We start from the raw sequence: 21,162 nt of genomic DNA on the forward strand, positions 1-21,162 counted from the left end.
CTCGGCCCGTACGCCTCGGCCCGTACGCCTCGGCCCGTACGCCTCGGCCCGTACGCCTCCGCCCGTACGCCTCCGCCGTACGCCTCCGCCCATGCACCGTCGCCTGTGCACCCCCGCCCGCATCTCATCCGGGTTACAGAAGCCGTGCCGCCATGGCGCCCCCACTCGCCTCCCCCTACCCTCCGCCCCATGAAGCCGATTACGGGGGACCTCGCCTACGAGCTACTGGCCCGTGGCTCCCACCACACCCACCACTACCACCACACCGGCACCTACGGAGGCGGCGGCGACGGCGTCCTCGACTGGTGGGAGTGGCTCATCCTGGCGACCGGCGTCATCGTCGTGCTCTGGGCCGTGGTGAAGAAGTTCAGTTCGGACTGACGGGGCGCCGACCGGGGGCGACCGCGGGCGTCGGGCCGTCGTACGACGGGTCTCGTTGCCGTACGGCCTGACGGGGCGCGTCCCGCTGGAGAAGTGGCGGGCTGCGGTCGGCGCAGCCCGCCACCCACCCCCGGATGGCTCGCTCATGCCACCGCCTCCGGTCCGTACTGCCGCTCGTGTGCGACCGGCGGGGGCAGGGGTGCAGCGGCGTCGGCCCTACGGCGTCCCGAGGGTGGAAACAGCCGCCTCAGCAGTGGAACGAACAGCTCGGCGGTAGCCCCGCGGCCGGCTGGTCGGCCTTCGTGGCGGCCGTCAAGCGCGGCGGGTTTGGGGCCTGAAAGTGTGGCTAAAGGCTGTCCTGTAACGGAGGTTGGCGTCTCAGGCATACTGGCGCTCGTGGCCGCTGTGGTCCGGATCTAGGACGGGAGTCTGGGTGCCTGAGCTGCGCTGTGAAGCAGTTCGTTGGGTGGCTGACGAGCCGTTTCCGGGTCTCGTCGAGGTTCAGTTCGTTGACGCTGCGGGCCAGCGCTGGTCGTTGATCGACAAGAGCTCGGTCTTCGCGCGGTTCGATGAGCTGACGCCCGACGCCGTCTACCCGGTGGAAGTCGCGGTGAGGTGCGTGATCCAGGGTGGCGACGAGGCGGGGGCCGGCGACGAGGTCGTGACTGTCTGCACGTCGCCGGACGGGATCGCGACGCTGGAAGGACGGGACACCTTCACCGTGAACCAGAGCCAGGTCACCCCGTGAGCGTGAAGTGGTGGTGGCCTCGGCGATGCCGGGCATGGCCTGGTCTGGCCTGGTGAACGCCGTCTCCCTTGAGGTGGCAGTCCCGTAGGACCTTCCGGTTCTTCCACCGGGACAGTGCATGGTGACCCTCAGCTGGCCTACATCGCGCCCCCGCACTCCTCCTGTCCGCTCCGCCCCCTCACCCCTCCCGTTCCGCTCCTCCCATCACCTCCCGTGCCAGCTGGATCAGGTCCGGGATGCGGGGGTGGCCCGGGGCGTCGCGCCAGGCGAGGAGGACGGGGACGGGTGGGGCGTCGGGGAGGGGGATGTAGGCGATGGCGGGGTGGGGGTACATGTCGGCGGTGGCGGTGGTGGTGACGCCTACGGCACGGCCGGAGGTGACGGCGGCGAACCAGTCGTCCTGGTTGGCGATGGGCAGCGTGGACGTGGGGCGGGCCGCGGCGGGCCACAGGTCGAGGGTGGTGATGCCGGAGACGGTGTTGAGGGCGATGGTGCGGGAGGAAAGGTCGGCGAGGGAGAGGGAGGGGCGGTGGGCCAGGGGGTCGTCGGCCGGGAGGCCGGCGACGCGGGGTTCGGTGGCGAGCCGGGCGGTGAGCAGGCCGGGGGTGTGGACCTCGCCGCGGATCAGGGCCGCGTCCACGTCGCCGCGGGCGAGGCCGGCCGTGCGGTCGTCGATGCGGAGGAGTTCGAGCGGGGTGTCCGGGTGGGCCTGTTGCCAGCGGCGGAGCAGGGCGGTGGTGTCCGTACCGGCGGCGGACCAGGCGTGGCCCAGGCGGAGCGGCCAGGAGGCGTGCCGGCCGAGGCGCAGGGCGCGGTCGAAGGCGGTGACGGCGATGGCCGCCTGGTCGCGGAAGGCGGTGCCGTCGGGGGTGAGGGCGAGGTGGTGGGTGGAGCGGTCGACGAGTCTGCGGCCCAGTTCCTGTTCGAGCTGGCGGAGCGTGCGGGAGACGGCGGGCTGGGTCAGGTGCAGGCGCTCGGCGGCGCGGGTGATGCTCAGGGTGTCCGCGATGGCGAGAAAGCAGCGGAAGTGACGCAGCTCGATGCTCATGCGCGCGGAGCATAACAAGAGGAAGAAAGGCATTTCACGGACAGGATGGGCGGGCCTTAGCGTGGGGATGTGCATGCTTCCGCCGACGGTCCTCAGGGACGTAAATCCGCCACTCCCGCCCCCTACGACGACAACATTTCCGCTGCGGCGTCCCGTGAGGGGGCATCGGGCGCGTCCGTGACGGCGGGCGCTACCGCGATGACCTCCGCGGACGTGGCGGTTCCGCTCGCTGTGCCGGCCTCGCCCGAGGTGCTGACGGCGGAGGCCGGTGCCGCGGGCGCCGGCGCCGCGGGGGCGCGCGGGCGGATCGGGTCGGTGGCGCTGGTGATCGGCGGCATCGTGTCGCTGCAGTTCGGGTCGTCGGTGGCGGTGCTGCTCTTCCCGCGGGCCGGGGCGCTCGGGGTCGTCACGCTGCGGCTGGTCGTCGCCTCGTTGGTGCTGCTGGTCGCCTGCCGTCCCAAGGTGCGCGGCTACTCGCGGGGGGACTGGGGGACGGTGCTCGCCTTCGGGGTGGCCCTCGCGGGCATGAACTCGCTCTTCTATCAGGCGATCGACCGGATACCGCTGGGTGCGGCGGTCACGCTGGAGTTCCTCGGGCCGCTGATCCTCTCGGTGGCCACATCGCGGCGGCTGCTCAGCCTGTTGTGGGCGGCGCTGGCGTTCGGCGGGGTGGCGCTGCTGGGGCGTGCGGGGTTCGACGGGCTGAACCTGGTCGGCGCGGGGTGCGCGCTGGCCGCCGGCGGGCTTTGGGCCGCGTACATCCTGCTCTCCGCCCGTACGGGGCAGCGTTTCCCGCAGGCGGACGGGCTGGCGCTGGCGATGACCGTCGCGGCGCTGCTCAGCCTGCCGCTGGGGGTGTTCAGCGCGGGTGCGGCACTGCTCAACCCGGTCACGCTGGGGCTGGGGGCCGCGGTGGCGCTGATGTCGTCGGTGCTGCCGTACACGCTGGAGCTGCTCGCCCTGCGCAAGCTCCCGGCCTCGGGTTTCGCGGTCATGATGAGCCTGGAACCGGCCGCCGCGGCCACCGCCGGGTTCCTGGTCCTGGGCCAGGCGCTGGGGTGGCCGGAGATCGTCGCGATCGGGCTGGTGGTCGTGGCGAGTGTGGGGGCGGTGCGGTCGGCGGCGCGCTGAAACCGGCTTCCCGGCAGGCATCGGCCCGGTCCCCGGCAGGGGGCCGGGCCGATCCGGTGGCAGAACGCGGGCGTGGGCGCCGAGTGGTCATGGCGTAGGCCGAGTGGTCATGGCGTAGGCCAGAAATCATTCACGCATGCTTGATTGTTTCTTCCCGCGCTGGCACCCTCGGACCGCGCAGTCGTCCAGTCGAAGTCGTGAGCCAACGCGCCCTGCTGGCATGCCAGTTGGGGTCGACGAGGGGAGTGCCCCGTGTCCGATCGTGACGCCGGTGCCGTTCTGGCGGATCTTCTGGCGGATCTAGAGGCGGAGAGCGAGGAGCTGGACGCACTCGTGGCCGGGCTGCCGGCCGGGAGGTGGGCGGAGAGGACGCCCGCCGAGGGGTGGACGATCGCCCATCAGATCGCGCATCTGGCCTGGACGGACCGGCAGGCGTTGCGGTCGGCGACCGACCCGGAGGGGTTTCTGCGGGCCGCGCGGGAGGCGCTGGCCTCGCCGCTGACCTTCGTCGACGAGGCCGCCGAGGCGGGTGCCGCGGTGCCGCCCGCACAGCTGCTCGCCGACTGGCGGGCCGGCCGTGAGCAGCTGCTCCGGGTGCTGGCCGAGCGGCCGGCGGGAGAGAAGCTGCCGTGGTTCGGGCCGCCGATGAGTGCCCCGTCGATGGCGACCGGACGGCTGATGGAGACCTGGGCGCACGGGCAGGACGTCGCCGATGCGCTGGGCGTCACCCGGCTGCCCACCGCGCGGCTGCGGCATGTCGCCCGGATCGGCGTACGGGCCCGGGACTTCTCCTACGCCGCTCATGAACTCGCCCCGCCCGCCGAGGAGTTCCGGGTCGAGCTGCGGGCGCCGGACGGGACGGTCTGGGCGTACGGGCCGACCGGGGCCGGGCAGCGGGTGACCGGGGACGCGCTGGAGTTCTGTCTGCTGGTGACCCAGCGGGCGCACCGCGACGACCTGCCGTCGCTGCGTGCCGAGGGGGCGGAGGCGGAGCGCTGGCTGGGGATCGCCCAGGCGTTCGCCGGACCGCCGGGGAAGGGGCGCGCGCCACGGGCCGGGGGAGCCACCGCGTGAGCGGGGGCGGGCAGGGTGACGGCGCCACCCGGCCGCTGCGGATAGGCAACGCCTCCGGTTTCTACGGCGACCGGTTCGGCGCGTTCGAGGAGATGCTGACCGGCGGGCCGCTCGACGTCCTGACCGGCGACTACCTCGCCGAGCTCACCATGCTGATCCTCGGCCGGGACCGGCTGAAGGACCCCTCCCGCGGCTACGCCAAAACCTTCCTGCGGCAGCTGGAGACGTCCCTCGGGCTCGCCGTCGAGCGGGGCGTGCGGATCGTCACCAACGCCGGCGGGCTGAATCCGGCCGGACTCGCGGACGCCGTACGGGAGGTGGCGGCGAAGGTCGGCGTGCCGGTGCGGGTGGCGCATGTGGAGGGCGACGAGCTGCTGGCACGTGGGGGATGGGGCGACGGGGTGCTCACCGCCAACGCCTATCTGGGCGGCGAGGGCATCGCGGCCTGCCTGCGGGCCGGGGCCGAGGTGGTGATCACCGGGCGGGTCACGGACGCCGCGCTGGTCAGCGGGGCCGCCGCGGCGCACTTCGGCTGGGCGCGGACGGACTGGGACCGGCTGGCGGGGGCGGTGGCGGCCGGTCATGTGCTGGAGTGCGGAGCGCAGGCGACCGGCGGCAACTACTCCTTCTTCACGGCGCACGACGTGCGGCGGCCCGGTTTCCCGCTGGCGGAGATCGCCGCGGACGGCTCGGCGGTGATCACCAAGCATCCGGGGACCGGCGGGGTGGTCGACATCGGGACGGTCACCGCGCAGCTGCTGTACGAGACGGCCGGCGCGCGCTACCCGGGGCCGGACGTCACCACGCGGCTGGACACCGTACGGCTCTCCCAGGACGGCCCGGACCGGGTGCGGATCGACGGGGTGCGCGGGGAGGCGCCGCCGCCGGACCTCAAGGTGGGGCTGACCCGGCTCGGCGGCTGGCGCAACGAGGTCACCTTCGTGCTGACCGGGCTGGACGTCGAGGCCAAGGCGGAGCTGGTGCGGACGCAGATGGCCGCGGCCTTCGACGCGGCGGGCCGGCGGCCCGCCGAGGTGCGCTGGACGCTGGCCCGTACGGACCGGGCCGACGCCGACGTCCAGGAGGAGGCCGGCGCGCTGCTGCGGCTGGTGGTGCGGGACGCCGACCGGGAAGCGGTCGGGCGGGTGGTCAGCGGCGCCGCGGTCGAGCTGGCGCTGGCCAGCTACCCCGGTTTCCATCTGACCGCGCCGCCCGGTAAGGGCTCCCCCTACGGGGTGTTCGAGGCGGTGACGGTTCCGCAGGCGGAGGTGCGGCAGGTGGCCGTCCTGCCGGACGGCGAGCGGGTCGCGGTCCCGCCGGTCGCCAAGTCGGCCGTGCCGGTACCGGTGCCCGAACCGCCGCTGCCCGCCCCGCTGCCCGTCAGCGGCACCCGGCGGGCGCCGCTCGGGCTGGTCGCCGGGGCCCGCAGCGGCGACAAGGGCGGCGCGGCCAACGTCGGCGTCTGGGCCCGTACCGACGCGGCGTGGCGCTGGCTCGCGCACACCCTCACCGTCGACCGCTTCCGCCGGCTCCTGCCCGAGACCGCCGGTCTGCCCGTCGCACGTCACGTCCTGCCGAGGCTGCGGGCCCTCAACTTCACCGTCGAAGGGCTGCTCGGCGAGGGCGCCGCGGCCCAGGCCCGGTTCGACCCGCAGGCCAAGGCCCTGGGGGAGTGGCTGCGCGCCCGGCACCTGGACATACCCGAGGAGCTGTTGTGACCGTACTGGGAACCGCGCTCGACACCGCCGGGCCCGGCTACGCCGAGCGGCGGACGGCGATGCTCGCCAAGCTGGCCGAGGTCGAGGCGGAACACGCCAAGGCGCTCGCGGGCGGGGGTGAGAAATACGTCCAACGGCACCGGAAGCGCGGGAAGTTGCTCGCCCGCGAGCGGATCGAGTTGCTCCTCGACCCCGACACCCCGTTCCTGGAGCTCTCCCCGCTCGCCGCCTGGGGCAGCGATTACGCCGTCGGTGCCTCGCTCGTCACCGGCATCGGGGTCGTGGCGGGCGTGGAGTGTCTGATCACCGCCAACGATCCGACCGTGCGCGGCGGCGCCAGCAATCCGTGGTCGCTGAAGAAGGCCCTGCGCGCGCACGAGATCGCGTTCGCCAACCGGCTGCCCTGCATCTCGCTGGTCGAGTCCGGCGGCGCCGATCTGCCGTCGCAGAAGGAGATCTTCATCCCCGGTGGCGGCGTCTTCCGCGACCTCACGCGGCTCTCCGCCGCGGGGATCCCCACCGTCGCCGTCGTCTTCGGGAACTCCACCGCCGGCGGCGCGTACGTCCCCGGCATGTCCGATCACGTGATCATGGTGAAGGAGAAGGCCAAGGTCTTCCTCGGCGGACCGCCGCTGGTGAAGATGGCCACGGGCGAGGAGAGCGACGACGAGTCCCTCGGCGGCGCCGAGATGCACGCCCGTACGTCCGGGCTCGCCGACTACTTCGCCGTCGACGAGCAGGACGCCGTCCGGCAGGCCCGGCGGGTCGTCGCCCGCCTCAACCACCGCAAGGCGTACGGCGATCCGCCGGCCGCCGAGCCGCCCGAGTACGACCCCGACGAGCTCCTGGGCATCGTCTCCGACGATCTGAAGGTCCCCTTCGACCCGCGCGAGGTCATCGCCCGGATCGTCGACGGCTCGGACTTCGACGAGTTCAAGCCGCTGTACGGGAGCAGTCTCGTCACCGGGTGGGCGGCGCTGCACGGTTACCCCGTCGGGATCCTCGCCAACGCCCAGGGGGTCCTGTTCAGCGAGGAGTCCCAGAAGGCGGCCCAGTTCATCCAGTTGGCCAACCAGCGCGACATCCCCCTCCTCTTCCTCCACAACACCACCGGCTACATGGTCGGCAAGGAGTACGAGCAGGGCGGCATCATCAAGCACGGCGCGATGATGATCAACGCGGTCTCCAACTCGCGGGTGCCGCATCTGTCCGTGCTGATGGGCGCCTCGTACGGCGCCGGGCACTACGGCATGTGCGGCCGCGCCTACGACCCCCGTTTCCTCTTCGCCTGGCCCAGCGCCAAGTCCGCCGTCATGGGCCCCCAGCAGCTCGCCGGCGTCCTCTCGATCGTCGCGCGGCAGTCCGCCGCCGCGAAGGGCCGGGCCTACGACGAGGAGGCCGACGCCGCGCTGCGGGCCATGGTGGAGCAGCAGATCGAGGCCGAGTCGCTGCCGATGTTCCTGTCCGGGCGGCTCTACGACGACGGCGTCATCGACCCGCGCGACACCCGCACCGTCCTCGGCATCTGCCTGTCCGCGATCCACACCGCACCGTACGAGGGCGCCCGCGGCGGCTTCGGCGTCTTCAGGATGTGAGGCCGACCGTGATCAGCTCTGTACTTGTCGCCAACCGCGGCGAGATCGCCTGCCGCGTCTTCCGTACCTGCCGCGACCTGGGCATACGGACCGTCGCCGTGCACTCCGACCCGGACGCCGAGGCCCTGCACGTACGCGAGGCCGATCTCGCCGTACGTCTTCCGGGGGCCGCCCCCGCCGATACCTACCTCCGCGCCGACCTCGTCGTGAAGGCCGCCCTCGACGCGGGTGCCGACGCCGTGCACCCGGGGTACGGGTTCCTGTCCGAGAACCCCGACTTCGCGCGCGCGGTCACCGACGCCGGGCTGGTCTGGATCGGACCGCCGCCCGAGGCGATCGAAGCGATGGCGTCCAAGACGCGCGCCAAGGAGCTGATGGGCATCGCGCCGCTGACCGACGTCGGCGCCGGTGACCTGCCGGTCCTCGTGAAGGCCGCCGCCGGTGGTGGCGGGCGCGGCATGCGCGTCGTGCACCGGCTCGCCGACCTGGAGGGCGCGTTGGCGGCCGCGCGGGCCGAGGCACGGTCCGCCTTCGGGGACGGGGAGGTGTTCGTCGAGCCGTACGTCGAGGGCGGGCGGCACGTGGAAGTACAGGTGCTCGCCGACACGCACGGGAGGGTGTGGGTCCTCGGCACCCGCGACTGCTCGCTGCAGCGGCGGCACCAGAAGGTGATCGAGGAGGCGCCCGCGCCCGGTCTCGCACCCGAGGTGCGCGATGCCCTGTACGAGATGGCGGAGCGCGCCGTGCGGGCCACCGGCTATGCCGGCGCCGGCACCGTCGAGTTCCTCGTCGCCGACGGCACCGCCCACTTTTTGGAGATGAACACCCGCCTCCAGGTCGAACACCCCGTCACCGAGGCGGTGTACGGCCTCGACCTCGTCGCGTGGCAGCTGCGGATCGCCGAGGGCGAGGCCCTGGACGCCACACCCCCTACGCCGCGCGGGCACGCCGTCGAGGCCCGCCTGTACGCCGAGGACCCGGCCGCCTCCTTCGCCCCGCAGACCGGCACCCTGCACCGGCTCGCCGTACCGGACTCGGTCCGCCTCGACACCGGCTACACCGACGGCGACACCATCGGCGTGCACTACGACGCGATGCTCGCCAAGGTCGTCACGCACGCGCCCACCCGCGCCGCCGCCGTCCGCGCGCTCGCCGGGGCCCTGGAACGGGCCGAGGTGCACGGCCCGGTCACCAACCGCGACCTGCTCGTACGGTCCCTGCGGCACCCCGAGTTCACCGGCGGACGCATGGACACCGGCTTCTACGAGCGGCACCTCGCCGAGCTGACGACCCCCGACGAGGACCGGTACGCGCCGCTCGCCGCCGCACTGGCCTCGGCAGCGCAGGGCCATCGCTTCGGCGGCTTCCGCAACGTCCCCGCACAGCCCCAGACCAAGCGCTACCGGACCGAGCCGTACGGCACCGAGCACGAGGTCCGCTACCGCCACACCCGCGACGGACTCGCAGCCGACGGAGTGCGCGTCGTCCACGCCGCACCGCACCGCGTCGTGCTCGAAGTGGACGGAGTCCAAAGGACGTTCCGCATCACCGCGTACGGCGACCGGGTGTACGTCAACGACCTCGCGCTCACCGCCCTGCCCCGGTTCACCGACCCCCGTGAGCAGCGCGCCCCCGGTTCGCTGCTCGCGCCCATGCCCGGCACCGTCGTCCGTGTCGCCGAAGGCCTCGCCGAGGGCGCCGCCGTCACGGCCGGACAGCCCCTGATCTGGCTGGAGGCCATGAAGATGGAGCACCGCATCTCGTCTCCCGCCGCCGGAACGCTCACCGCCCTGCACGCCGCCGTCGGCCGTCAGGTCGAGGTCGGCGCGCTGCTGGCCGTCGTAGACGTCGCAGCCACCGCAGACGTCGTACAGGAGGGAACGCCTGCATGAGCACCGTCCTCGAAACCGAAGAGCACCAGGCCCTGCGCGCCGCCGTCGCGGCCCTCGGCAAGCGCTACGGCCGCGACTACCTGACCCGCGTCGTCGGCGCCGGCGGGCACCCCGAGGAGCTGTGGAGCGAGGCGGCCAAGCTCGGCTACCTCGGCGTGAACCTCCCGGAGGAGTACGGCGGCGGAGGCGGCGGAATCTCCGAACTCTCCATCGTCCTTGAGGAGTTGGGGGCGGCCGGCTCCCCGCTCCTGATGATGGTCGTCTCGCCCGCGATCTGCGGCACCGTGATCGCCCGCTTCGGCACCGAGGCGCAGAAGCGGGCCTGGCTGCCCGGCCTGGCCGACGGCAGCCGCACCATGGCGTTCGGCATCACCGAGCCCGACGCCGGCTCCAACTCGCACCGGATCACCACCACCGCCCGCAGGGACGGCGCGGACTGGATACTCAACGGCCGCAAGGTGTTCATCTCCGGCGTGGACATCGCCGACGCCACCCTCGTCGTCGGCCGCACGGAGGACGCGCGCAGCGGCCGCCTCAAGCCCTGCCTGTTCATCGTCCCGCGCGACACCCCGGGCTTCGGCCGCCGCCACATCAGGATGGAACTGTCCGCCGCGGAGAAGCAGTTCGAGCTCACGCTGGACGACGTGCGCCTCCCGGCCGACGCCCTCGTCGGCGGGGGCCCCTCCGACGCTGTCGGCAGTGGGGGAGAGGACGCCGGGCTCCTCCAGCTCTTCGCCGGACTCAACCCCGAACGCATCATGACCGCCGCGTTCGCCCTCGGCATGGGCCGCTACGCCCTCGACCGGGCCGTCGACTACGCCCGCACCCGCCAGGTGTGGAAGGAGCCGATCGGCGCCCACCAGGCCGTCGCCCATCCGCTCGCCCAGGCCCACATCGAAATCGAACTGGCCCGGTTGATGATGCAGAAGGCCGCGCACCTCTACGACGCCGGGGACGACCTGGCCGCCGGTGAGGCCGCGAACATGGCCAAGTACGCGGCGGGGGAGGCCTGTGTGAGGGCCGTCGACCAGGCCGTGCACACCCTCGGCGGCAACGGCCTCACCCAGGAGTACGGCCTGGCCTCGCTGATCACCGCCTCCCGGGTCGCCCGGATCGCGCCGGTCAGCCGCGAGATGATCCTCAACTTCGTCTCGCACCAGACCCTGGGGCTGCCCAAGTCGTACTGAGGGGCGATGATCCTGTGCGGGCGGGCGGGCCACAGTGGCGCCGCCCCCACCGCACGGCCCGGAGAGATCCTGCGGCGTGCACGCCGCGGGCGTGCAGGCGCCCGCCAGGGAAAGGAGTTCGACCGCCGATGACCGACGCATCCGCGACACCACTGGTGACGCGCTCCCACGAGCGCGGCATCACCACCCTCACGCTGGACTCGCCGCACAACCGCAACGCACTCTCCACCCGGCTGGTGGCCGAACTGCACCAGGCGCTCGGGGAGGCCGCGGCCGACGACGGCACCCGGGCGGTCGTGCTGACCCATACGGGCACGACGTTCTGCGCCGGCGCGGACCTGTCCGAGGCGACGTCCGGTGCGGCGAAGGACGGGCCGCTGGAGCTGGCCCGGCTGCTGCGGGCGATCGTGGCGCTGCCGCGGCCGGTCGTCGCCCGGGTCACCGGCCACGTCCGCGCCGGCGGCCTCGGGCTGCTCGGCGCGTGCGACATCGCGGTGGCGGGCCCGGCGGCCACCTTCGCCTTCACCGAGGCCCGGCTGGGGCTCGCCCCGGCCGTCATCTCCCTGCCGCTGCTGCCACGCATCGAGGCGCGGGCCGCGGGGCGTTACTACCTGACGGGCGAGAAGTTCGGCCCGGCGGAGGCCGCCAGGATCGGGCTGGTCACGCTCGCGGCCGACGACGTCGACGCCGGTCTGGCCCCCGTACTGGAGGGCTTGCGCAAGGGCTCCCCCCAGGGGCTCGCGGCCTCGAAGAGGCTGGTCACCGCGGAGGTGCTGGCCGCCTTCGACCGCGACACGGACGCGCTGGCGGAGGAGTCCGCGCGGCTCTTCGGCTCCGCCGAGGCCCGCGAGGGCATGACCGCCTTCCTGGAACGACGGGCGCCGGCATGGGCGCGCTGACCCCGGCCCGCGACGGCCGCACCGGCAAGGAGCCGGGGGCCGGCGGCCGGCCGCGGACGGGTGCCCGGCCGCAGACCGGCAAGGAGCCGCAGCAGGAACGCAGCCGCGCCACCCGGCTCGCGCTGCTGGAAGCCGCCGTCGCCTGCTTGGCCGAGCGTGGCTGGAGCGGCAGCACCGTCTCGGTGGTCGCCGAGCGCGCGGGCGTCTCCCGGGGCGCCGCCCAGCACCACTTCCGCACCCGCGAGGACCTGTTCACCGCGGCCGTCGAGCACGTCGCGGAGAAACGCCAGGGTGCGCTGAAGGCGGTCGCCCGCAACCTGCCGCCCGCCGGGTCCATCGCCCGTACCCGGATCATCGTCGGTGAACTCGTCGGCCTCTACACCGGACCGCTGTTCCGGGCCGCGCTCCACCTGTGGGTGGCCGCCACCGACGAGGATCAGCTCCGCGAGCGGGTCACCGCCCTGGAGGCCCGTGTCGGCCGCGACGCCCACCGTACGGCGGTGGCGCTGCTGGACGCCGACGAGTCCCTGCCCGGCGTACGGGAGACCGTGCAGGGACTGCTCGACATGGCGCGGGGGCTGGGCCTCGCCAACCTCCTGACGGACGACTCGGCCCGCCGCGAGCGGGTGGTGGAGCAGTGGTCGAAGACCATCGACGACCTCCTGCATCCGCAGGCTTGAACCCCCCGTCGCCGGCCGCCGCGCCGCGGGGTTCCTCGCCGTTGCGCGCTGGGCGGCGCCGCAGACAGGTCCGTGGGGCTCAGCGCCCCGCGATGTCCTTGTAGCCGACGATGTCCTGCGGGCTCCGAGAACCGGGTCCCACATACCGGGCCGACGGCCGGACCAGTCGGCCCGTCCGCTTCTGCTCCAGGATGTGCGCGCTCCACCCCGCCGTACGGGCGCAGGTGAACATCGACGTGAACATGTGCGCCGGGACCTCCGCGAAGTCCAGGACGATCGCCGCCCAGAACTCGACGTTGGTGGCCAGCACCCGGTCCGGGCGCCGGTTGTGCAGCTCCTCCAGCGCCGCCTTCTCCAGCGCCTCGGCGACCTCGAAGCGGGGGGCGGCCAGTTCCTTCGCGGTGCGGCGCAGCACCCGCGCCCGCGGGTCCTCCGCGCGGTAGACGCGGTGGCCGAAGCCCATCAGCCGCTCGCCGTTGTCCAGCGCCTGCCGGACGTAGGCCCCGGCGTCACCGGTCCGCTCGATCTCCTCGATCATGCCGAGGACCCGGGACGGGGCGCCGCCGTGCAGCGGGCCGGACATCGCGCCGACCGCCCCGGACAGCGCCGCCGCGACGTCCGCGCCGGTCGAGGCGATGACCCGGGCGGTGAACGTGGAGGCGTTCATGCCGTGCTCGGCGGCCGAGGTCCAGTACGCGTCGACGGCCTTGACGTGCTTGGGGTCGGGCTCGCCGCGCCAGCGCTTCATGAAGCGCTCCACGACCGTCTCGGCCTTGTCGATCTCCTTCTGCGGCACCATCGGCAGGCCCTGCCCGCGCGCCGACTGGGCGACGTACGACAGCGCCATGACCGCGGCCCGGGCGAGGTTGTCGCGGGCGGTCGCCTCGTCGATGTCCAACAGCGGTTTCAGGCCCCAGACGGGCGCGAGCATCGCCAGCGCGGACTGCACGTCCACCCGGATGTCACCGGAGTGCACCGGGATGGGGAACGGCTCGGCGGGCGGCAGACCGGGGCTGAACGCGCCGTCGACCAGCAGTCCCCAGACGTTCTCGAACGACACGTGTCCCACGAGGTCCTCGATGTCGACCCCGCGGTAACGGAGCGCGCCGCCTTCCTTATCCGGTTCGGCGATCTCCGTCTCGAACGCGACAACTCCTTCGAGTCCGGGTACGAAGTCGGACATCAGGCGGCTCCTCAAAATGGGGACGGCATCCGGTCCGTGACCGGCTGCCGTACGGTCGGTTCTGGTGCGGTGCCGGAGCGGTTACGCGGCTGCGCCGGGCAGCTCGCGGTCCGTTCCGGTCACCCGGGTGATGCCCCGCCAGGGCATGGGTCACGCGAGGTGCTGCCCGCGGTGGGTCGGGCCGCGGGCCGGCGGACGCGGTGTCGTGCGGTACGGAGGCGTGGTGCGTCCCGTCAGGTGTGGTGCGTCCCGTCAGGTGTGATTGCGTCCCGTCAGTCCGGACGGAACACGATAGCTCCCCCTGTCCGGGGGCCACAGTGGGCCGGGCCATGATTTTGGCGGGTCCCCCACCTGCGGGGAAGCGTGAGATCCGGCACACTGGGCGATTTGCCGACGGGAGGGTTACGGCAGGTCGACGGGGGGCAGACTTCCGCCCCTCCCAGCTGACCGCGTCGCGGGGGATGTTGCAAGATGAGGCCGTGCACCCAGCCGACGCGCATCACGAGATCCCCGATCCCTCCTCCATGCGGGCGCACTACCGCGCCGAGGGGCTCGCCGAGTCCGACCTCGCCGCCAGCCCGTACGACCAGTTCGCGCGCTGGTTCACGGACGCGACCGTGGCCCGTCTGCACGAGCCCAACGCCATGGTCGTCTCGACCGCGGACGCCGCGGGCCGGCCGAGCTCACGGACCGTGCTCCTCAAGGGCTTCGACGACCGCGGTTTCGTCTTCTTCACGAACTACCACAGCCGCAAAGGCCGCGAACTCGCCGAAAACCCCTATGTTTCCCTGCTGTTCCCCTGGCACCCGCTGGCCCGCCAGGTCGTGGTGACCGGTACCGCCGAGCGCATCGGCCGGGACGAGACCGCCGCCTACTTCCGCACCCGCCCGCACGGCTCCCAGCTGGGCGCCTGGGCCAGCGACCAGTCCGCCCCGGTCGCCTCGCGCGCCGAACTGGAGCAGGCCTACCAGGAATTGGCGGCCCGCTACCCCGAGGGCGAGCAGGTCCCCGCGCCGCCGCACTGGGGCGGCTACCGGGTCGCCGCCGAAACGGTCGAGTTCTGGCAGGGCCGGCACAACCGGCTGCACGACCGGCTCCGCTACGTACGCGAGAAGGCGGCCGACGCGGGGACGGGAACCGGGGCAGCCGACATCACCTGGCGGGTGGAGCGCCTGTCGCCCTGATGCCGCGCTGATACCGCCCTGGTGCCGCCCTGATGCCGTCTGGAGGGGGCCCGGCGGCTGGCGGTCGGCGGCCGTGGGCGTCGGCCGGTGGGCGTCGCCGGGGCCGGGGAGCCTTCCGTACCGGGGCCGGGGAGCCTTCCGTACCGGGGCCGAGGAACCTCCCGTACGGGGGCCGAGGAACCTCCCGTACCGGGACCGGGGAGCCTCGCGTACCGGGACCGGGCGGACCGCAAACGCAGACGACCCGCGGGCTGCTTCCTCCGCGCTCGGTGGCGCAGAGGGCCGGTCGGACGAACCGGCAGCCCGCGGGTCGGGTGACTGCTTGGGATTGGCCGGCTGCGCATCTGCAGTATGCGCTGGTCCGGCGCTGCACTTCGGTGAAGCGTCGGGCCGCTAGCCCGCAGCCACCTCACGCGTCCGGTGCGAAATCATCTGCCGAACCACCTCCCTTCTCGTGTGCTCCACACATTAGGAAGCCGGTCCGCGTCGCACAACGGGTTTTTTCCGGGAACAACGATTTCCGGGAAACGGGCGTGTTGCAGGTCACCTTCCAGTTGAATGTGCCCAGGTGAGGCACGTGCAGCCGGTTCGTGAGGGGTGCCAGTGACTGCTTCGTCGGCTTCTTCCGGTCTTTCGTCCGGTGCGTCGGTCCCGGCGCGCCGCGCCACCGAGGAGTCCGACGACTCCGGACTCCTCGCCGCCCTCCTGGACGGCATGGACGCCGCGCTCATCGCTTTCACGGCCGACCGTACGGTCACCCACTGGAACCACGAGGCCGAGCGCATCCTGGGCTGGACCACCGCCGAGGCGGTCGGCCGTACGGGACTGGCCGGCTGGGCGGTCCGCAAGGAGGACGCGCAGGGCATCGAGGCCGCCCTCACTGCCGCGATGCGCTCACCGGGCCGCCAGGTGCACGAATTCGCCCTGCTGACCAAGGACGGCCGCCGGGTGCTGGTCCGCACCCAGTGCTCGGCGGTACGGAGCCCGGGCGGCCGGGTCGCGGGCGCGTACTGCGCCTTCAGCGAGGTGCACACCCAGATCGACCTGGAACGTTCCATCGCGCTCAGCGAGGCGCTCTTCGAGGACGCGTCATGGGGCGTGGTGCTGGTCGACGCCGATCTACGGCCCGCGGTCGTCAACGCCCACGCCGCCCGCACCCTCGGCGTGGGCCGGACCACCCTGCTGGGCCGGCCGCTGGGCGAGCTGCTGGACCAGGGCGTCGAGGAGCTGGAGTGCGCGCTGCAGCACGTCCTGGGGGAGGGCGCCCCGCCGGCCGTCGCCGAATTCTGGGTCACCCTGCGTTCCGAGGACGCCGAGCATCCGCGCCGCTGCTGGCGCAGCGGTTTCGTCCGGCTGGCCTCCCCGCTGGCGGAGGAACCGGTACCGCTCGGCGTCGCCTGGCTCTTCCAGGACGTCACCGACGCCAAGCGCGCCGAGCAGGACAGCTCCCTGCTGCGTTTCCGGGCCCACCAGCTGCACCGTGCCGGCCGGGCGGCCGCGGAGTGCCCGGACCCGTCCGAGGCGGCCACGGTCCACCTCGACTTCGCCCTGGCGGGCTTCGCCGACCACGGCCTGGTCGACCTCGCCACGAGGCCCGCCCCGGCCCCGTACGGGACGGTCCTCGCGGACGACACGTACGAGATCGACGAGATCGACGGCATCGACGAGACGGATAGGGGCGACGGGGGCGACGGGACGGTCGGGACCGACGGGGGCGACGGGATTGCCGATTCGTGTGCGGGGCACGGCGCGGGCGAGAGCGATGACACGCACGGGAGCGAGGGTGCGCGTGGGAGCGGGGGTGCGCGCGAAAGCCATGACACGGAACTCGGCGGGGAGGTGCGGGCCGGGGCGCCGCGCGGCCTGGTGCGGACCCTGGCCTCCCCTGCTGGTTCCCCCGGCCCCTGCGTGGCACTCACCGCGACCGGCATCCCCGTGCCCTACGTCCCCGGCCACCCGGCGCTCCAGGCGTACGAGCGGCGCGGCTCGGTCCGTACGAGCGCCGGCGCCGCCGCGCCCGAGAGCTGGGCGGCGGCCCGCCACTGGCCGGACGGCACCGTGCACGGCCTGTGCGTGGTGCTGCGCAGCCGCGGCCGCACGCTCGGCGTGCTGACGTTCCTGCGGTCGCCCGCACGCCGCCCCTTCGACCGCGCGGACGCCGAGTACGCGGAGGAGGTGGCGGCCCGGATCGCCGCGGCCCTGGACCTCGCGGGCGCGTCGTCCTGCTGAACGGTCCGAGACCTCGCGGGCGCGTCGTCCTGCAGAACGGTTCGAGGCTCGGCATCCGGCCTGCTCAAGCCCGTTTTCGGCGCAAGCCCCGTTCAGGTCCGGTAGAAGATCCGGTCCGCGTAGTCGGCCATCACCCGGGCGTTCCAGTCGTGCCCGCCGTCGACGTTCCCGGAGCGCAACAACGGCGGGTCGATGCCGCGCTCGGCGAGCGTGCCCGCCGCGGTCGCCACCACGGCCTGCATGATCGCGCTGGTGACGACCGTCGAGGCCGGAGCGAACGGCGCGTCGATGCCCGGCAGCGTCAGCTCCGCGTCGCCGACCGGGATCCGGCTGTCCAGGACGAGGTCGCAGTGGTCCTTGAGGAAGGTGCCCGACGCATGCCGGGACTTGGTGGCCTCCGCGTACGCCACCGAGGTCACGCCGATGACCTTGATGCCGAGGGCCCGGGCGTTCATCGCCATTTCCACGGGGAGCGCGTTGCGCCCGGAGAGCGAGATGATCACCAGCACGTCACCGGCCTCCAATGGGCTGGTGTCCAATACGGCCGCCGCCAGTCCGTCGACGCGCTCCAGGGCACTGCCGAGCGTCGCCGGCCGTACGTCCACGCCGACGACGCCGGGGACGGACAGCAGATTCATGATCGCGAGGCCGCCTGCGCGGTAGACCGTGTCCTGGGCGGGCAGCGAGGAGTGCCCGGCGCCGAAGGAGAAGACCCGGCCGCCCGTCACGACGGTGTCCGCGATCAGCTGCCCCGCCGCGGTGATCCGCTCGCCCTCCTCGTCGCGGACCTGCCGCAGCAGATCGATCGCGGCGTCGAAGTACGTCCCGGCCAGCCGGTCACTACGGTCACTACGGTCACTGCGGTCGCTGTCAGCCATGGCCGCGGGCCTCCCTCTCCTGGGGGTCTCGTGCGTGTGCGTTCTCGTGCGCTCGGTGCGTTGCGGTGTGGTGCGGGGTTGCGCGTTGGGGGCGCTGCGGTGCGGGGCGGTGCGGTACGAGCTCCGGCGCGGTGGGGTGCTGTACCGGTCTATGCCGACCTGCGCCGACCTGCGCCGACCTGCGCCGACCTGCGCCGACCTGCGCCGACGTGTCCCGGCCTGTGCTGGTGAGCGCAGGGCTACGGGCACCCGCACACCACCATCCGGGCCGACCCAGCGCACACCACCATCCGGGCCGACCGGCGCACCCCGACCCGCTGTCGCCGCCACTCGCGATCAGTGGCGCGGATCACGTTGCGGTCTGGACCAGCGCCCTGTCAATACGGCCGTGCCATACCACCGTCGGGGTCCGGTGGACGGACGAGGAGGCACCGATGTCAGTGGGATGCGTCAGAATTGAGTCCAGGGCCACCGCACCACACATCGAGGGGCACGCATGTCCGGACTTATCGACACCACGGAGATGTATCTCCGCACCATCCTCGAACTGGAGGAGGAAGGTGTGGTGCCCATGCGCGCCCGCATCGCGGAGCGGCTCGAACAGAGCGGCCCGACGGTGAGCCAGACGGTCGCCCGCATGGAGCGCGACGGGCTGCTGACGGTCGCCGGTGACCGTCACCTGGAGCTGACGGAGGAGGGCCGGCGGCTGGCGACGCGGGTGATGCGTAAGCACCGCCTCGCCGAGTGCCTGCTCGTCGACGTCATCGGGCTCGAATGGGAGCAGGTGCACGCCGAGGCGTGCCGCTGGGAGCACGTGATGAGCGAGGCGGTCGAGCGCCGCGTCGTGGAGCTGCTGCGGCACCCGACGGAGTCGCCGTACGGCAACCCCATCCCGGGCCTGGAGGAGCTGGGCGAGAAGGCCGAGGCCGACCCGTTCCTGGACGCGGGCATGGTGAGCCTGATGGACCTGGATGCCGGGGCGGACGGCAAGACGGCCGTGGTGCGCCGGATCGGCGAGCCGATCCAGGCGGACGCCCAGCTGATGTACACGCTCCGGCGCGCGGGAGTGCAGCCGGGCGCGGTGGTGAGCGTGACGGAGTCGCCGGCCGGCGTGCTGGTCGGCAGCAGCGGCGAGGCCGCCGAACTGGCCTCCGACATCGCCTCCCACGTCTTCGTCGCCAAGCGCTGACATCGCCGCGCTGACGCCGCCGCGCTGATGCCGTTGCACGTACACCGCTGCGCTGACACCGCGTGCTGCGCTGACGCCGTTGCACTGGCGTCGCTGCGCTGACACCGATTCGTCGGGCTGCCGGTCGACTGTCTGCGCTGGCCCGGCCGGCGGCTGTCAGCGGATGGTTTGGCCGGCTGCCCGGGCGTCCGTTCAGCGGTCCGGTTCGGCGGGCTGAGTTGGCGGGCGGCATTGACGGGGTGACTGGGCGGGCCGGGTCACCGAGGGGCGCGCCCGCCGACCCCCCCAAGGGTTCGCTGTTCGCTGTTCGCTTCCGGGCCGGGGTACTGCGTGCCGGGCGCGCCGCTCGCGCGCCATTCCCCCTAAGTTCCTCCCCCCCCGAGGTCCTCCTCCCCGACCTCCCTGCCCCTCCGACTCCCCGATCTCCCTGATCTCCCCGATCCCCTCGAACTCCCCGATCTCCTCGCTCTCTCTGACCTCCCCGACTCGCCGAGCTCCGCAATCTCCCTGATTCTTCGGCCCGTTCCCCGCCGTCGTCTTCCCTCACGAACCTGCTGAGCTGCGTTGACGCGCCGTTCGGTGGGCTCGTCAAGTGATTGCTCGTTGAACGGGCTTGTGCGAATCCGTGCGGTACGGCCGGTTGCGTGTCACGCTGACGCATGGCCCCTGCGAGGGCCTGTCCTGGCCGGGGAGGGGACTCGGATGCATCCACTGAGTGCGGGACGGTCAGGGCCCCGGCGCTGCGAGCAGCCGGGGCCCTGCCTCCCCATGTCCCCCACCCAAGACCCGGAGCCCCGAGCTCTCAGGGTCTTCCCCCACGGGCCCCCTTCCCGGTAGGGCCCGCCTCCCGGCAGATGTCTCCCCGTGGCGAGCGCGGCCAATCCTTGAGAGAGGTCACTCGAACGAGGGGTATTGAGCGCCGGAACGGCGCGTTCGAATAGGGGTTCGATAGTGTGGAGCTGCTCAAGGGACGATTGGGGGTGCCAGAGCACATGGTGCGGCGCATCGATGTGACAGGGGCCGGCGGCGTACGACTCGCCGCCTGGGAATTCACCGACCCGCCCAAGATCGACGGCGGGCTGGAGGGAGGCGAACAGCGGCCCGGCGTGCTGCTGCTCCATGGCTTGATGGGCCGCGCCTCACACTGGGCGGCCACCGCCCGCCGGCTGAGCGCCCGACACCGCCCGGTCGCCCTGGACCAGCGGGGCCACGGCCGCAGCGACAAGCCGGCTGACGGACCGTACGACCGCGAGGCGTACGTCCAGGACGCCATCGCTGCCATCGAGCAGCTCGACCTGGCCCCGGTCGCCCTGGTCGGGCATGCCATGGGTGCGCTGACGGCGTGGCAGTTAGCGGCCAGGCGCCCGGATCTCGTCAGTGCGCTGGTGATCTGCGATATGCGTGCCTCCGCGCTGGGTGCGGCCTCACAGCGCGAATGGACCGAGTGGTTCCGCTCATGGCCGATGCCGTTCGCCACGCTCGCGGACGTCCGCAAGTGGTTCGGCGAGGACGACCCGACGCTGGAGCGGCCGCGGCCGGTTCGTGGTGAGTTCTTCGCCGAGGTGATGGCCGAGCGGGCCGACGGCTGGCGCCCGGTGTTCTCCCGTCGCCAGATGCTCACCGCCCGCGAGACCTGGGTCCATGACGCCCACTGGGAAGAGCTCGCCCAGGTGACCTGCCCCGCCCTCGTTGTCCGCGGCCTGGACGCCGAACTCGGCCGCGCGGAGGCCCAGGAGATGGTCCGCGTCCTCCCACGCGGCGCCTACGCCGAAATCCCCGACGCCGGCCACCTCCTCCCCTGGGAACAACCCGACGACTGGTGCGCCGCCATCGAACCCTTCCTGCACGCGGCGACGTCGCCGGCCTGAGCGGGCATCGGCCACGAGAAACACCGACGCGGCAGCAGTGGGAGCAGTTGCGTGAGCGGTGGCAGCGACGGCAGCGGGAGCAGGTGCCTCAGCGGGGGTAGGTGCATCAGCGGTGGCAGCGGTGGCAGCGGTGGTTGGTCGTCGTGGCGAGGCACGGGGAGGGACGGACAGAAAGGCAGACGGACGGACGGACAGACAGACGGGCGGACGGACGGACGGACAGACGGACGGGCAGACGGACGGACGGACGGGCATGGCTGGTCGAGTGCTGTGTACGG

General features: G+C 72.9%; 17 protein-coding genes and 1 pseudogene. 14 read left to right on the plus strand and 4 right to left on the minus strand.

From position 1 onward, the window contains the following. The first annotated feature begins 189 nt into the window (after nucleotides 1–189). Complete coding sequence (locus tag AB0G35_RS21970; RefSeq protein WP_360951871.1) at nucleotides 190–381, plus strand: hypothetical protein; 192 nt, start codon at nucleotides 190–192, stop codon at nucleotides 379–381. 466 nt (nucleotides 382–847) lie between these two features. Continuing rightward, complete coding sequence (locus AB0G35_RS21975) at nucleotides 848–1,129, plus strand: hypothetical protein (RefSeq protein WP_360951874.1); 282 nt, start codon at nucleotides 848–850, stop codon at nucleotides 1,127–1,129. Here the strand turns inward: AB0G35_RS21975 and AB0G35_RS21980 are convergent. After that, nucleotides 1,119–1,250: pseudogene (locus AB0G35_RS21980) on the minus strand (IS5/IS1182 family transposase); the annotation flags it as partial. The gene AB0G35_RS21975 and the pseudogene AB0G35_RS21980 overlap by 11 nt on opposite strands. Nucleotides 1,251–1,307: 57 nt before the next feature. Further along, on the minus strand, nucleotides 1,308–2,177 hold the full coding sequence (locus tag AB0G35_RS21985) for a LysR family transcriptional regulator (protein ID WP_360951877.1): 870 nt from the start codon (nucleotides 2,175–2,177) through the stop codon (nucleotides 1,308–1,310). 198 nt (nucleotides 2,178–2,375) lie between these two features. Between AB0G35_RS21985 and AB0G35_RS21990 the strand changes: the two genes are divergently transcribed. From AB0G35_RS21990 to AB0G35_RS22025, 8 genes are all read left to right on the plus strand, one after another. Next, the gene (locus AB0G35_RS21990) at nucleotides 2,376–3,308 is read left to right on the plus strand and encodes an EamA family transporter (protein WP_360951880.1); all 933 of its coding nucleotides are present in this window, start codon (nucleotides 2,376–2,378) and stop codon (nucleotides 3,306–3,308) included. 252 nt (nucleotides 3,309–3,560) lie between these two features. After that, complete coding sequence (locus AB0G35_RS21995) at nucleotides 3,561–4,382, plus strand: TIGR03084 family metal-binding protein (RefSeq protein WP_360951883.1); 822 nt, start codon at nucleotides 3,561–3,563, stop codon at nucleotides 4,380–4,382. Then, nucleotides 4,379–6,100 (plus strand): acyclic terpene utilization AtuA family protein, encoded by a 1,722-nt coding sequence (locus AB0G35_RS22000; protein ID WP_360951886.1) that lies wholly within the window; start codon nucleotides 4,379–4,381, stop codon nucleotides 6,098–6,100. The genes AB0G35_RS21995 and AB0G35_RS22000 overlap by 4 nt, the downstream gene beginning before the upstream one ends. Further along, a complete protein-coding gene (locus tag AB0G35_RS22005) occupies nucleotides 6,097–7,695 on the plus strand; it encodes a carboxyl transferase domain-containing protein (protein WP_360951889.1) in 1,599 nt (532 codons plus the stop codon). The genes AB0G35_RS22000 and AB0G35_RS22005 overlap by 4 nt, the downstream gene beginning before the upstream one ends. Before the next feature lie 8 nt (nucleotides 7,696–7,703). Further along, entirely contained in the window at nucleotides 7,704–9,587 is a 1,884-nt protein-coding gene (locus AB0G35_RS22010; RefSeq protein WP_360951892.1) for a biotin carboxylase N-terminal domain-containing protein, read from the plus strand. After that, entirely contained in the window at nucleotides 9,584–10,774 is a 1,191-nt protein-coding gene (locus AB0G35_RS22015; protein WP_360951895.1) for an acyl-CoA dehydrogenase, read from the plus strand. The genes AB0G35_RS22010 and AB0G35_RS22015 overlap by 4 nt, the downstream gene beginning before the upstream one ends. A 128-nt stretch (nucleotides 10,775–10,902) precedes the next feature. Then, a complete protein-coding gene (locus AB0G35_RS22020) occupies nucleotides 10,903–11,673 on the plus strand; it encodes an enoyl-CoA hydratase family protein (RefSeq protein WP_360951898.1) in 771 nt (256 codons plus the stop codon). Beyond that, the gene (locus AB0G35_RS22025) at nucleotides 11,661–12,353 is read left to right on the plus strand and encodes a TetR/AcrR family transcriptional regulator (protein WP_360951901.1); all 693 of its coding nucleotides are present in this window, start codon (nucleotides 11,661–11,663) and stop codon (nucleotides 12,351–12,353) included. Before AB0G35_RS22020 ends, AB0G35_RS22025 begins: the two co-directional genes overlap by 13 nt. 79 nt (nucleotides 12,354–12,432) lie before the next feature. On the opposite strand, the gene AB0G35_RS22030 is transcribed toward AB0G35_RS22025, so the two are convergent. Further along, complete coding sequence (locus tag AB0G35_RS22030; RefSeq protein WP_360951904.1) at nucleotides 12,433–13,536, minus strand: citrate synthase 2; 1,104 nt, start codon at nucleotides 13,534–13,536, stop codon at nucleotides 12,433–12,435. A 524-nt stretch (nucleotides 13,537–14,060) separates the two neighbouring features. Here AB0G35_RS22030 and pdxH point away from each other — a divergent pair. Together pdxH and AB0G35_RS22040 are read left to right on the plus strand one after the other, a co-directional pair. Continuing rightward, nucleotides 14,061–14,720 carry a pyridoxamine 5'-phosphate oxidase gene (gene pdxH, locus AB0G35_RS22035; protein ID WP_360952045.1) on the plus strand — a complete coding sequence of 220 codons (660 nt, stop codon included), beginning with the start codon at nucleotides 14,061–14,063 and terminating at the stop codon, nucleotides 14,718–14,720. Between the two features lie 705 nt (nucleotides 14,721–15,425). Beyond that, entirely contained in the window at nucleotides 15,426–16,949 is a 1,524-nt protein-coding gene (locus AB0G35_RS22040; RefSeq protein WP_360952048.1) for a PAS domain-containing protein, read from the plus strand. Nucleotides 16,950–17,041: 92 nt separating this feature from the next. Here AB0G35_RS22040 and AB0G35_RS22045 read toward each other — a convergent pair whose 3' ends face one another. Continuing rightward, entirely contained in the window at nucleotides 17,042–17,827 is a 786-nt protein-coding gene (locus AB0G35_RS22045) for an SIS domain-containing protein (RefSeq protein ID WP_360951907.1), read from the minus strand. 496 nt (nucleotides 17,828–18,323) lie between these two features. On the opposite strand from AB0G35_RS22045, the gene AB0G35_RS22050 reads away from it, so the two are divergent. Together AB0G35_RS22050 and AB0G35_RS22055 are read left to right on the plus strand one after the other, a co-directional pair. Continuing rightward, on the plus strand, nucleotides 18,324–19,016 hold the full coding sequence (locus tag AB0G35_RS22050; protein WP_360951910.1) for a metal-dependent transcriptional regulator: 693 nt from the start codon (nucleotides 18,324–18,326) through the stop codon (nucleotides 19,014–19,016). A gap of 992 nt (nucleotides 19,017–20,008) precedes the next feature. Continuing rightward, the gene (locus AB0G35_RS22055) at nucleotides 20,009–20,884 is read left to right on the plus strand and encodes an alpha/beta hydrolase (protein ID WP_360952051.1); all 876 of its coding nucleotides are present in this window, start codon (nucleotides 20,009–20,011) and stop codon (nucleotides 20,882–20,884) included. Nucleotides 20,885–21,162 lie beyond the last annotated feature (278 nt).

It is taken from the genome of Streptomyces sp. NPDC021749, from assembly GCF_040640655.1.
Lineage (GTDB): Bacteria > Actinomycetota > Actinomycetes > Streptomycetales > Streptomycetaceae > Streptomyces.